This window comes from Solwaraspora sp. WMMA2080 (genome assembly GCF_027497395.1).
Taxonomy (GTDB): domain Bacteria; phylum Actinomycetota; class Actinomycetes; order Mycobacteriales; family Micromonosporaceae; genus Micromonospora_E.
Genome location: NZ_CP114910.1, coordinates 6027161 through 6039401 on the forward strand (window position 1 = coordinate 6027161; position 12241 = coordinate 6039401).

Annotated in this window: 8 protein-coding genes and 1 pseudogene; 6 read left to right on the forward strand and 3 right to left on the reverse strand. The window is 71.8% G+C overall.

What is annotated here, in order from left to right:
• Positions 1 to 541: 541 nt before the first annotated feature.
• Complete coding sequence (locus O7543_RS27635) at positions 542 to 2038, forward strand: IS66 family transposase (RefSeq protein WP_281550504.1); 1497 nt, start codon at positions 542 to 544, stop codon at positions 2036 to 2038.
• A gap of 318 nt (positions 2039 to 2356) precedes the next feature.
• Positions 2357 to 2659: a hypothetical protein gene (locus O7543_RS27640; protein ID WP_281551179.1), complete on the forward strand. Its 303-nt coding sequence runs from the start codon at positions 2357 to 2359 to the stop codon at positions 2657 to 2659.
• A gap of 86 nt (positions 2660 to 2745) precedes the next feature.
• Here the strand turns inward: O7543_RS27640 and O7543_RS27645 are convergent, their stop codons facing one another.
• Both O7543_RS27645 and O7543_RS27650 read right to left on the reverse strand, forming a co-directional pair.
• Positions 2746 to 4008 carry an APC family permease gene (locus tag O7543_RS27645; protein WP_281551178.1) on the reverse strand — a complete coding sequence of 421 codons (1263 nt, stop codon included), beginning with the start codon at positions 4006 to 4008 and terminating at the stop codon, positions 2746 to 2748.
• A complete protein-coding gene (locus O7543_RS27650; RefSeq protein WP_281551177.1) occupies positions 4005 to 4844 on the reverse strand; it encodes an SURF1 family protein in 840 nt (279 codons plus the stop codon). Before O7543_RS27650 ends, O7543_RS27645 begins: the two co-directional genes overlap by 4 nt.
• 127 nt (positions 4845 to 4971) lie before the next feature.
• On the opposite strand from O7543_RS27650, the gene O7543_RS27655 reads away from it, so the two are divergent.
• On the forward strand, positions 4972 to 6519 hold the full coding sequence (locus O7543_RS27655) for a cobyrinate a,c-diamide synthase (protein WP_281551176.1): 1548 nt from the start codon (positions 4972 to 4974) through the stop codon (positions 6517 to 6519).
• On the opposite strand, the gene O7543_RS27660 is transcribed toward O7543_RS27655, so the two are convergent.
• The gene (locus tag O7543_RS27660) at positions 6499 to 8562 is read right to left on the reverse strand and encodes a transglycosylase domain-containing protein (RefSeq protein WP_281555674.1); all 2064 of its coding nucleotides are present in this window, start codon (positions 8560 to 8562) and stop codon (positions 6499 to 6501) included. The two genes, O7543_RS27655 and O7543_RS27660, sit on opposite strands and share 21 nt — an antisense overlap.
• A gap of 185 nt (positions 8563 to 8747) precedes the next feature.
• Between O7543_RS27660 and cobC the strand changes: the two are divergent.
• The 3 genes and pseudogenes from cobC to cobA form a co-directional block, all read left to right on the forward strand.
• Positions 8748 to 9836, forward strand: a pseudogene (cobC, locus tag O7543_RS27665) (Rv2231c family pyridoxal phosphate-dependent protein CobC); the annotation flags it as partial.
• A gap of 47 nt (positions 9837 to 9883) precedes the next feature.
• A complete protein-coding gene (gene cobT / locus O7543_RS27670; RefSeq protein ID WP_281555673.1) occupies positions 9884 to 10933 on the forward strand; it encodes a nicotinate-nucleotide--dimethylbenzimidazole phosphoribosyltransferase in 1050 nt (349 codons plus the stop codon).
• Entirely contained in the window at positions 10930 to 12210 is a 1281-nt protein-coding gene (cobA, locus tag O7543_RS27675; protein WP_281551175.1) for a uroporphyrinogen-III C-methyltransferase, read from the forward strand. The genes cobT and cobA overlap by 4 nt, the downstream gene beginning before the upstream one ends.
• Positions 12211 to 12241 lie beyond the last annotated feature (31 nt).

Consider the following 12241-nt stretch of genomic DNA (forward strand, 5'->3'; position numbering starts at 1 on the left):
TCGCCGTAGTAGACAAGGTCTACGCGTCAGTCGATCCAGAGGTCGAATATGAAGAGTTGTCTGTCAGGGAGCGGGCAGCATTCGATAGCCGCATGCTTGTGAAAACGGTCCAGTTTAGGACCACTGCTTTGGCTCCGGTCGACCGGGAAATTCTTCAACAAATGAGGCATGAGAATCCCGCGATCTCCGCATGTTGGCTTGGCCAAGCTACCGGAAGTTCTACGTCGTTGGCAGGAAATACCCTCTACACCTTCTGGGTGGTTGGCACCTGGTGTAACTCGGGCAGTACTGTTACCAGCGCGACCTACGACTATGCCGGTGGGGAGACTAAGTCGATAGGCTGGCGTCATGCTGGCGTTCAATCTCACGGTAGCGGCATCGTTGGCAACACTGCTCGAATTTGGGCTATGCAACGGTTTATTTTGGGAGTCGGCGGCTGGTAAACATTCAGGTGGTGCGCGAAGAGTGACGGTCAGCGCGGGTTGAGTGACGGGGTTCGACCGGCTCGACGCCGTTCTGTCCGTTGTGGTTTGATCTTGGCGTGTCGGTGTCGGAGGATCTGTCTCGTGAAGAGTTGATCTCGCTGGCACGGACGCAGGACGCTCGGATTGCTGAGCAGGACGCGCAGATCGCGGAGTTGACGGCGGCGTACGAGGCGCTCGCGGTGCGGCTGGCGCGGGTCGAGCATCTGTTGTCGCGGAACTCGTCGAACTCGTCGTCTCCGCCGTCGAAGGATGATGATCCGGGGCGTACGCCACCTGCGGCGAGGAAGAAGCGGGACACCCCGGCGGGTACGCGGGGTAGGCAGCGGGGTGCGCCGGGGTCGAACCTGGCCTGGTCGGATGCTCCTGATCAGCGGCGGGACCGGTTCCCCGAGGGTAGTTGCGGGTGCGGCGCGGAGTTGGTGGACGCGCGGGATCTGGGTGTGGTGGACCGGTATCAGCAGGTCGAGGTTCCGTTGATGACCGCGACGCTGACCCAGTACGACCAGCATGCGGTGCGGTGTGGGTGCGGGAAGCTGCACACCGCGGCCCGGCCGGAAGGCGCGGGGGCCGGTCCGGTGGGGTACGGCCCGAACCTGCAGGCGTGGGCGGTCTATCTGATGGTCGTGCATTTCATCCCGGTGCAGCGGTGTGTACAGATGCTTCGGTCGCTGACCGGTGCGACACCGTCGCCGGGGTTCGTGCACGGCGTGCTGACCCGGGTCGCGGCGCTGACCAGCGAGGTCGACAAACGGATCCGCATGTTGATCACCCTGGCGTACGCGGTGTGCTGTGACGAGACGCCGCTGCGGGTCGGGCCAAAGAAACCGAGGCCGGGCCGGAAGAAGGCCGAGAAGTACCTGCTCGTGGCGTGTACCGAGTTGTGGACTCACTACCAGGTCGGTGACCGGGACCTGGCCACGTTCACGGCGTTCGTGGTCAAGGACCTGACCGGCTCGGTGGTCGTGCACGACCGGTACCGGAACTACGACTCGGCCGAGTTGGGCACGCTGGTCCACCAACTGTGTTGCGCTCACCTGTTACGTGATCTTGACGGTGCGGCCGAGGTGTACCCCGACGCGGTCTGGCCGAAGCAGATCTCCGACGCGCTGCGCGCGCTGATCCACGAGACGAACACGGCCCGTGAGCAGAACCGGCCGGGCATCGACCCCACAGTGAAGGCCGAGTTGCTGTACCGGCTGCACCACGGCGTGCTGGTCGGACTGTCCGACACCAGCACCATCGGCAACCGGCCGGGTGAGCGTAAAGCCCGCCTGCTGTTGGAAGTCTTCCGGGACCGACGTGCCGACGTGCTGCGCTTCGTTGACGACCTGTTGGTGCCGCCGACGTCGAACCAGGCCGAACGGGACCTGCGACCGGCGAAGATCCAGCAGAAGATCTCCGGGCGGCTCACCAGCGAGCAACGCACCAAGGATCGGTACAAGATCCTCGGCTACGTCTCCAGCGCGGCGAAGAACGGCCTCGACAAAATGGCCGTCCTGCGCGACGCCATCCTCGGACGACCCTGGATGCCGAACCTACCCGCACCCACCTGACCCCCACCCCACCCAGGTCAACATCAGCCGGCGGCCACCAACCAACCGGCCATCACGCTATGCCACCACGCGGAATCCCAGCGCGCACCACCTGAATGTTTGCGGCGGCTGGGACGTGCAGACGGTCGACGAGTGCGTTCGCCTGAACGGTATGGCGAATGGTGGTAGCTCGGGCAATTTCACCTGCTCAATCTTCTGATCGAGCTATGCCGGTGTGAGGGCCACCGCAATTGCGATGGGTTCTCGCGCCGGCCCCTCGCCGACGTGTGGACGTGAGGGGGATCTTGTACGATCTGTCAACAGCGCAGGAGGAATGCCATGTCAACCCAGCAAGAGTCACTCAGCCCGGAGCAAACGAACTCCAAAATTGGTCTTGTGGCGGTCCTGTCCGTCCTTGGCCTGGCGACGTTGATCGTGAACTTCCTGCTGGCCGGTGCAGTAGGGGCTGCCGGTGCGGTTGCTTCAATCTGGGGACTGCGTACCGATCGGCGGCACCGAACCGCGTATCAGGTTCTGCTCGGCATCTCTCTGCTCACCGTGGCATTTTCGCTACTGATGAGCGCTTTCTTGCTCTCGGTGGACCGTCCGGAACCAAGCGTCACGGTCGTCCCGAAACCATGACCATGGCCTCAATCTCTCGACTGGATAGAGCCTGATCCGGGTAAGCCAGGTAGCCTAACCCGCGACGTCCACGCGCAGGTTGTCGGTCAGCCTCGGGCGCGGACGCCGCAGCCGGCCCACCAGACGCCGACGCCGACAGCGAACACCATCAGCCCGGTGAGCACTGCCGTGCCGGGCAGGGTGGCGGCCAGCAGCAGGCAGCCGGCGATCCCGACGACCGGTACGGCCTTCGGCAGCGCGCCCTCGTCGCGGCGCAGGGTCAACGCGGCGGCGTTGGCCACCGCGTAGTAGATTAGTACCCCGAACGACGAGAAGCCGATCGCCTCGCGCAGGTCGGCGACGCAGACCAGGGCGACCACCGCGACCCCGACCGCGATCTCCGCCCGGTGCGGCACCTGACGGCGCGGATGTACGGCGTCCAGCCCGGCCGGCAGATGCCGGCCCCGGGACATCGCGAACACGGTCCGGGACACCCCGAGGATCAATGCCAGCAGCGCCCCGAGCGCCGCCGTGGCCGCGCCGACGCGTACCACCGGGGTCAACCAGCCGGCACCGGCCTGCGACACGGCGGCGGCCAGCGGTGCCGGCGCGTCGGCCAGCCCGGCCGGGCCCAGGGCCCGCAGCGCCGCGACCGCAGCCAGCGCGTAGACCGCCAGGGTGATGCCCAGTGCGATCGGGATCGCCCGCGGGATGGTGCGCCGCGGGTCGCGGACCTCCTCGCCGAGGGTGGCGATCCGGGCGTAGCCGGCGAAGGCGAAGAAGAGCAGCCCGGCGCCCTGCAGCACCCCCCAGCCGTCGACGGGTACGCCGCCTGCCCCGCCGACGACCGGCCCGGTGCCGCCGATCAGCCCGGCCACGACCACCGCCGCCAGCACCACCAGCACGACACCGACGATGATCCGGGTGGCCAGGGCCGACCGGTGCACGCCGAACAGGTTCAGCGCGGTGAGCGCGACCACCGCCGCGACGGCGACCGGCCGGGCGTACCCCGGGGCCAGGTAGCTGCCGACGGTGAGCGCCATCGCCGCGCACGAGGCGGTCTTGCCGACCACGAACCCCCAGCCGGCGAGGTGGCCCCAGAAATCGCCGAGCCGGCGTCGGCCGTACACGTAGGTGCCGCCGGACTCCGGGTAACGGGCGGCCAGCCGCGCTGACGACATCGCGTTGCAGTAGGCCACCACGGCGGCGACGCCGAGCGCGGCGAGCAGCCAGCCGCCGGCGGCCGCCGCCGCCGGGGCGAACGCGGCGAACACCCCGGCGCCGATCATCGCGCCGAGACCGACGACCACCGCGTCGCCGGTGCCCAGCCGGCGGGCCAGGCCGCCGGGCGACGGGTCGGTCGGGCTCACCGCACGGTAGTCGGACGCCGGTCGACCGGGTCGGCATCGCCTCCGATGGCGTCGGCCCGGTCACCGTCACCGGCCGGCCGCCGCCGGTGGTGTGCCTCGCGCCGGGCCAGCCAGCCGAAACCGACCAGGGTCATCGCCGCGAAGATCCACCACTGGGCCACATAGCCGCCGTTCTGCCAGCTGTTCTCGTGCCGGATCGGTACGGCGACGAAGACCGGGTCGGCCGGCGGATCCTGCTCCTGCAGCAGCACGTAGCCGCCGTAGATTGGATAGGGCAACTCGGCGGCGAGCACCGGGGTGGCGATCCGCCGGGTCTGCAGCGTGCCGTCCTGGCGGGTCACCGAGCCGGACATCGGCTCCGGCTGGCGCAGCAGCCCGGTCACCCTCACCTCGCCGGTCGGCGCCGGCGGCACCGGCGGCGCGACGGCGAGCCCGCTGTCGTCCGGCGGGATCCAGCCCCGGTCGACCAGCACCGCGGAACCGTCCGCCAGCACCAGCGGGGTGAGCACCTCGTAGCCGACCCGGCTGTTCACCGTACGGCTGCGGACCAGCACGTCGTTGTCGCTGTCGTAGCGTCCGACGGCGGTCACCCTGGTCCAGGTCGCCGACTCCGGCGGAGCGTCGCCGGCCTGGCCGGGTGCCGGGCCCGGGTGGCCGGCGGCTCGGGTCAGCTCGGCCGGGGTCTGCTGCCCGGCGGCGTCGATCCGGTCGTTGACCGCGCTGCGCTGGTGGTAGCGGTCGAGCTGCCAGTTTCCCAGCTGAACCATCACCGCCGCGGCGGCCAGGGCCACCACGAGGTAGCCCAGCCACCGGGGCGTCAGCAGGAACCGGTACACATGGCGGAGACTACCGGGTATCGTCTTGCGGCTGTTCCACCGATGCCGCCGGTGGCGGTCCGGCCGACCCCACCGGGCGTCCGTCACCCGGGACCGCCCGTCACCCGTACGTACAGAGGAGTCGCAGATGCCGTCCCTGCCCCGCCTGGTGGTGAGCGCCCCCGCGTCCGGCCACGGCAAGTCGTCGGTGGCGATCGGCCTGCTGGCCGCGCTGCGGCACCGAGGGCTGAGCACCGCCGGGCTGAAGGTCGGGCCGGACCACACCGACGCCGCGTACCTGGGTGCCGCCGCCGGGCGTCCGGGCCGCAACCTGGACCCGATGCTGGTGGGCTCCGGGCGGATCGGTCCGCTGCTGGTGCACGGTGCGGCCGGAGCCGACATCGCCGTGGTCGCCGGGGCGATGGGGCTGTTCGACGGTCTCGGCAGCCGGCCGGACAGCCCGTCCACGGCGACCGTCGCCACCGCCGTGCGCGCCCCGGTGCTGCTGGTGGTGGACGCGGCGACGATGGGCCAGTCGGTGGGTGCGCTGGTCCACGGTTTCCGGGCGTACGACGAACTGCTCTGGCTCGGCGGGGTGATCTTCAACCGGGTCAGCTCGGCGCGGCACGAACAGGTGCTCCGTACCGCGTTGGACGAGATCGGCGTGCCGGTGCTCGGCGCGCTGCACCGGGGCGAACTGCCGGCGGGGATCCCGCGCCCGGCCGGGGTGGTGCCGGTCGCGCACCACAGCATCGACACGGTACGGCTGATCCGCCGGCTCGGTGAGGCGGTGGACGCGGCCGTCGACCTGGACCTGGTGCTGGCGATGGCCCGGTCGGCGCCGCAGCTGCCGGTGCCGGAGTGGACCGCCGGCGACGCGTTGGCCGCCGAGGCCGAGGCGGCCGGGGTGCCGCCGGCGCCGCCGCCGGCCCGGCGTCCGGTGATCGCGGTCGCCGGCACCGCTGAGCTGATCTACGGCTACGCGGAGACGGTCGAACTGCTCACCGCCGCCGGTGCCGCGGTGGTGCCGGTCGATCCGCTGCGGGACGAGTCGTTGCCGGAGGCGACGGCGGCGCTGGTACTGCCCGGCGGGCTGCCGGAGACCTACCTGCCGGAGTTGTCGGCGAACCGGGCGTTGACCCTCGCGGTGGCCGACCTGGCCCGGTCCGGTCGGCCGGTGCTGGCCGAGGGGACCGGGCTGCTCTGGCTGGTCCGGGAGTGTGACGGGCGGCCGATGGGTGAGGTGTTCGACGCGGTGGCGTCGACCACCGACCGGATGATCGTCGGCTACCGGGAGGCGACGTCGCGGGCGGCCACCCCGGTCGCGCCGCTCGGCGGTCGCCTGATCGGCTACAAGCAGCACCAGGCGGTGGTTTCCCCGCGTGCCGGCCACACCCCCGCGTGGACGTGGGGCAACGGGGTGCCGGAGGGCTTCGTCTGGCGTCGGGTGCACGCCTCCCAGTTGACGCTGCACTGGGCGGGGGCGCCGGAGATCGCCCGGCGACTGGTGGTCGCCGCCGCCGACGGCCGGCCGGGGGCGGGCGACGGCCGGGTCGGCCCGCCGCCCGGTGAGCCCGGCCCGCCGGTGCCGCCGGGGCCGGCCGCACCGCACCCGGCCGGGCCGCGGCCGCCGTCGGTCGGCGACGACGAGGACACCGAGCCGGTGCTGGTGGCCTCAGCCGACGATCTCGGCTGACGGCGGGGTGAACTGGCGTGGCGGTTTGCCCTTGAGGGCGTTCTTCAACGTTCCGGCGGCCGAGTCCACCGGCTTCTGCGACTGCCAGTCGCCGACCGCGTTGAACGGGTTGTCCGGGTCGGCGATGAAGCTGGCCACGGCGAGTTCCGGGGTGTAGCCGGTGAACCAGGCGGACCGGGTGCTGTCGGTGGTACCGGTCTTGCCGGCAACCGGCCGCCCGACCGCCTTGGCGACCCCTTCGGCGGTGGCCCAGCCGCCACAGCCGCCAGCGGCCGGGCGGTCACCGACCGGGCAGCGGGCGGCGTCGGTGGCGGCTCGGGCCACGTCCGGCGAGAAGGCCGCCCGGCAGCGCGGGGTGGCCACCTCGACGTCGACCCCGGTCAACGCCCGGTAGGTGACCGGGCTGCCGTCCGGGTTCTCCACCGCCAGCACCGGCGAGTCCTCGCAGTGGCTGCCGTCGGCGGCGATGGTGGCGTACGCGTTCGCCATCTCCAGCGGGGTCACGTCGGAGACACCGAGGGTGAACGCGCCCCACTTGCTGGCGTACTCCGGTGAGGCGTTGCGCCGGTCGACGTCGGTACGCCAACGCAGCCCGAGCCGCTCGGCCATCTGCACCGCCTTCTCCGCGCCGACCTGCTGCAGCAGCCAGACGAAGTAGGTGTTGACGGACTTGCCGAACCCGGACCACATGTAGTGGAAGCCGGCCATCGACCCGTCGGCGTTGCTCGGGCACCACCGTCCGCCGCAACTGCTGCTGCCCTGGCCGCCGTCGTAGATGGAGTTGATCCGGTGCGGCGCGTTGAATCCGGAACGCAACGGCATTCCGGCGTCCAGCGCGGCCAGCATGGTGAACATCTTGAAGGTCGAGCCGGCCTGGTACCCGGGCAGGTCGCCGCCGCCGAGCAGCGGTGTCACCGTGTTCGGGTAGTTGCCTTTGACCTTCTCCCGCAGGTTGGGGTTGGAGTGTTGGCCGTTGCCGGTCTGGTCGAGCGAGTAGACCCGGTTGACCGCCATCGCCTTGACCTGTCCGGTGCCGGGTTCGACCGCCACCAGGCCGTGCGCGAACGGGCTGCCGATCGACTCCCGGGAAGTGACCTGTTCCTGGGCGACCTTCTGGATGCCGGGGTCGAGGCTGGTGACGATCCGGTACCCGCCGGTACGCAGGTTGGCCAGCCGCTCGGACGGGCTGTCGCCGAACGCCTTCTGGCTCATCCACCAGGACTTTAGGTAGTCGCAGAAGAAGCCCCAGTCGTTGTGCTCCTGCGGCACCGACACGCACTCGTTCGGCGGGGTGCTCAGGTTGAGTCGGATCGGTTCGGCCTTGGCCTGCTCGGCCGCGACCGGGGAGAGGTAGCCCAGGTCGGCCATCCGGTCGATGACGTAGTTGCGCCGCTCGGTGGCCGCGGCCTGGTCCGATGTCGCCGGATCGTACTCCGACGGTGCCTTGACCAGTCCGGCGATCAGCGCGGCCTCGCTGGCGGTCAGCGCCTTCGGGTGCTTGGAGAAGAAGATCTCCGCGGCGGCGTAGATGCCGTACGCCCGGTGACCGAAGTAGGCGGCGTTGAGGTACCGCTCCAGGATCTCCGGTTTGGACATCTGCTTCTCGAGCTCCATGGCGATCCGGATCTCCCGGATCTTGCGGCCGGGGGTCTGTGCCGTAGCCGCCTGCAGCTCCAGCGGGTTCTGGGCGGTCTGCTGCAGGGCGAGCCGGACGTACTGCATGGTCAGGGTGGAGCCGCCCTGGGACACCCCGCCGGCTTGCTGGTTGGCGACGAAGGCCCGCGCGACGCCCTTCGGGTCGACGCCGGAGTGCTGGTAGAACCGGTTGTCCTCGGAGGCGACGATGGCCTGCTGGATGAACGGCGACATCTCGGTCAGCGGTACGTACTTGCGGTGCTCCTCGTAGAACATCGTCACCAGGGTCTTGCCGTCGGCGGCGTAGACGTATGACGTCTGAGCGGGCTGGGCGTCGCGCAGCTCGCTGGGGATCTGGTCGATCGCCCTGGTGCTGGCGATGACGCCGAGACCGGCGACGGCGGCCATCGGGTACGCGGCGGCGGCGACCACGACACCGGCGATCAGACCGGCCCGGAGCAGTTGGACGAGGCGGCCACTGCGAGCGGGGTGGCGGGTGCGTTTCCTCACGGCCCAAAGCTAAGCCGGACAGCCACAAAAAGTGACCAAAAGGATTAAAACCATAAGACGAATCGTGTCACAAGCGTCACCCTTCGTCGATTTCATCCCGCTCGCCCGGCATGATCGCCACCATGCAGGAGTACGATCTCGGGCACCACGGCGACGTCGAGGCCACCCCCGGCCTGATCGACCTGGCGGTCAACGTCCGCGTCGGCGAACCGCCGCGCTGGCTGACCGAACCGGTCTCTGCCAGCCTGCGCGATCTCGCCCGCTACCCCGACCAGCGGGCCGCTGTCACGGCCGTCGCCGACCGGCACCGCCGGCCCGCCTGCGAGGTGCTGCTCACCGCCGGCGCCGCCCAGGGCTTCGTCCTGATCGCCCAGGCGCTGCGCGACGCCCGCCGCCCAGTAGTGGTGCACCCGCAGTTCACCGAGCCGGAAGCCGCCCTGCGTAACGCCGGGCACCGGGTCGACCGAGTGTTGTTGTCCGCCGACACCGGGTTCACCCTCGACCCCGGCCTCGTCCCGGCCGACGCGGACCTGGTGCTCATCGGCAACCCGACCAACCCGACGTCGGTGCTGCACCCCGCCGAGACGGTCGCCGCGCTCACCCGACCGGGCCGGGTCGTCGTCGTCGACGAGGCGTTCGCCGACACTACCTGCGCCGCCGGCGTACCGGGCGAACCGCAGTCGCTGGCCGACCGGCGCGACCTGCCCGGACTCGTCGTGGTGCGCAGCCTGACCAAGACCTGGGGACTGGCCGGGTTGCGGATCGGCTACCTACTTGGCCCGGAGCCGCTGCTGCGCCGGCTCGCCACCGCGGCGCCGCTGTGGCCGGTCGCCACCCCGGCGCTGGTCGCCGCCGAGGTGTGCGCCAGCCGCCGTGCGGTGGGCGCCGAACGCCGGTTCGCCGCCGCGCTTGCCGCCGAGCGCGCCCACCTGGTCCGGCGGCTCGCCGAACTACCCGGGGTCACCGTGGCCGGCACCCCGGCCAGTGCGTTCGTCCTGATCCACGTCGCCGGCGCGCAGCGGGTTCGGCACCGGCTGCGCGAGCGTGGCTACGCGGTACGCCGCGGCGACACGTTCCCCGGGCTGGGTGTCGACTGGCTGCGGATCGCGGTACGGGACACTGCCACCACCGACGCCTTCGTCTCCGTGTTGTCGACCACCCTGGAGGACTGATGCCCGATGGTCCTGGCGGACTTGTGCCCGATCGCCCGACCGGCTCGCTGATCGAGCAGACCCTGGCGCGGATCCAGCCCGCCGACGGCGACGCGATGACTCAGGCCCGGGCACTGCACGCCCGGCTGACCAAGCCGGCCGGCTCGCTCGGCGCGCTGGAGGAGCTGTCGGTGCGGCTCGCCGGCCTCGCCGCGGCCTGCCCGCCACCGCTGCCCGAGCCCGGCGCGGTGGCCGTCTTCGCCGCCGACCACGGGGTGCACCGGCAACGGGTCACCCCCTGGCCGCAGGAGGTCACCGCGCAGATGGTGGCCAACTTTCTGGCCGGCGGCGCGGTGGTGAACGCCTTCGCCCGGCAGATGGGGGCCAGCGTCACCGTGGTCGACGTGGGCGTGGCCGCGCCGCTGGAGCCCGCCGCCGGGCTGGTGTCGGCCCGGGTACGCCCCGGCACCGCCGACCTGTCCAGCGGGCCGGCGATGACCGTCGACGAGGCCTGTACCGCCGTCGAGGTGGGCATCCGGGTCGCCGGCGACCTGCATGACGGTGGCGCCGCCAGCCTGCTCACCGGGGACATGGGGATCGCCAACACCACCGCGGCGGCGGCCCTGATCGCCGGCTTCACCGGTGCGGCGGCAGCTGATGTCACCGGCCGGGGTACCGGGGTCGACGAGCCGACGTACCAGCGGAAAATGTCCGTGGTGGACGCCGCGCTGCGCCGGCACCGGCCGGACCCGGCCGACCCGGTAGGCGTGCTGGCCGCGCTCGGCGGGCTGGAACACGCAGCGCTCTGCGGCTTCCTGCTCGGTGCCGCCGCCCGGCGGATCCCGGTGATCCTGGACGGGGTCAGCGCGGTGGCCGCCGCGCTGGCCGCAGCGGCCCTGGCCCCGCACGCCACCGCCGCGATGGTCGCCGGGCACCGTTCGGTGGAGCCGGGGGCTACCGTTGGGCTGCGCCAGCTCGGCCTGCACCCATTGGTCGACCTGGAGCTGCGCCTGGGAGAGGGCACCGGCGCCCTGCTCGCCTGGCCGATGATGGTCAGTGCGGTCCGGGTCCTGCACGAGGTGGCCACCTTTGACGCGGCGGGAGTTTCCGAGAAGTGAATCTTTACCCACTGGGGCTGCGGCTGGACGGCCGGCGGGTGCTGGTGGTCGGCGGCGGCGCGGTCGCCACCCGGCGGGTGCCGGCGTTGCTGGACGCCGGAGCCGACGTGCTCGTCGTGTCACCCGAGCTGACCCCGGCTTTGCACGGGCTCGTCACCGCCGGGCGGCTGAGCTGGCGGCAGCGGCGGTTCCAGCCCGGTGACCTGGACGGGGCCTGGCTGGTCCAGGTCGCCGTCGACGACCCGGCGGCGGCGGCCGAAGTCAGCGCTGCCGCCGAGCCCCGGCGGGTGTTCTGCGTTCGGGCCGACGACCGGACCGAGGCGACCGCCTGGACGCCGGCGGTGACCCGGCACGGCCCGGTGACCGTGGCGGTGCTCGGCGGCGGGGACCCGCAGCGGGCGGTCCGGGTCCGGGACGCGATTGACCAGCGGCTGTCCGACGGCACCATCCCGGTCGCTGACCCCGCCGGGGAGGCACCGGCCACCGCCGGCCCCGGCCCGACCGGCCGGGTGGTCCTGGTCGGCGCCGGCCCCGGCGACCCGGAACTGATCACCGTGAAGGGCCGCCGCGCGCTCGCCGAAGCCGACGTGGTGGTCGCCGACCGGCTGGTGCCCGGGCTGCTGTTGGACGAGCTGCCCGCCCGGGTCGAGCTGGTCGACGCCGCGAAGATCCCGTACGGCCCGGCTGCCGCCCAGGAGGAGATCAACCGGATCCTGGTGGACCGGGCCCGGTCCGGATCCACAGTGGTCCGCCTCAAGGGCGGTGACCCGTACGTCTTCGGCCGGGGCGGCGAGGAGTTGCTGGCCTGCGTCGAGGCGGGCGTACCGGTGTCGGTGGTGCCCGGCGTGAGCAGTTCGGTCGCGGCACCCGCCGCCGCCGGTATCCCGGTCACCCACCGGGGGGTGGCCCACGAGTTCACCGTGGTCTCCGGCCACCTGCCGCCGGGGCACCGGCTGTCGCTCGTGGACTGGCCGGCGCTCGCCCGGCTGCGCGGCACCCTGGTGGTGCTGATGGGGCTGAAGAACCTGCCGGCGATCGCCGGGACGCTGCTCGCCAACGGCCGTGGCGCGGACACCCCGGCGGCGGTGGTGCAGGAGGCGACCACCGGTGCCCAGCGGGCGCTGACGTCGACCCTGGGCGCGGTGGCCGGCGAGGCCGCCGCAGCCGGACTGCGGCCGCCGGCCGTGGTGGTCGTCGGCGACGTGGTCGGCACGCTGGACGTGCCGACCGATCGAGCCGACCGGCCGACCGGCCGAGCCGACCGGACCGAGGACTGAGCGGTCCGGCGTGCCGGGGGAGCGGCGCGCC

Coding starts and splice junctions, on each gene's coding strand:
- O7543_RS27640 (WP_281551179.1), top strand. CDS start 2,357: ATGTCAACCCAGCAAGAGTCACTCAGCCCGGAGCAAACGAACTCCAAA.
- O7543_RS27660 (WP_281555674.1), bottom strand. CDS start 8,562: ATGGCCGCCGTCGCCGGTCTCGGCGTCATCGCCAGCACCAGGGCGATC.
- O7543_RS27655 (WP_281551176.1), top strand. CDS start 4,972: ATGCCGTCCCTGCCCCGCCTGGTGGTGAGCGCCCCCGCGTCCGGCCAC.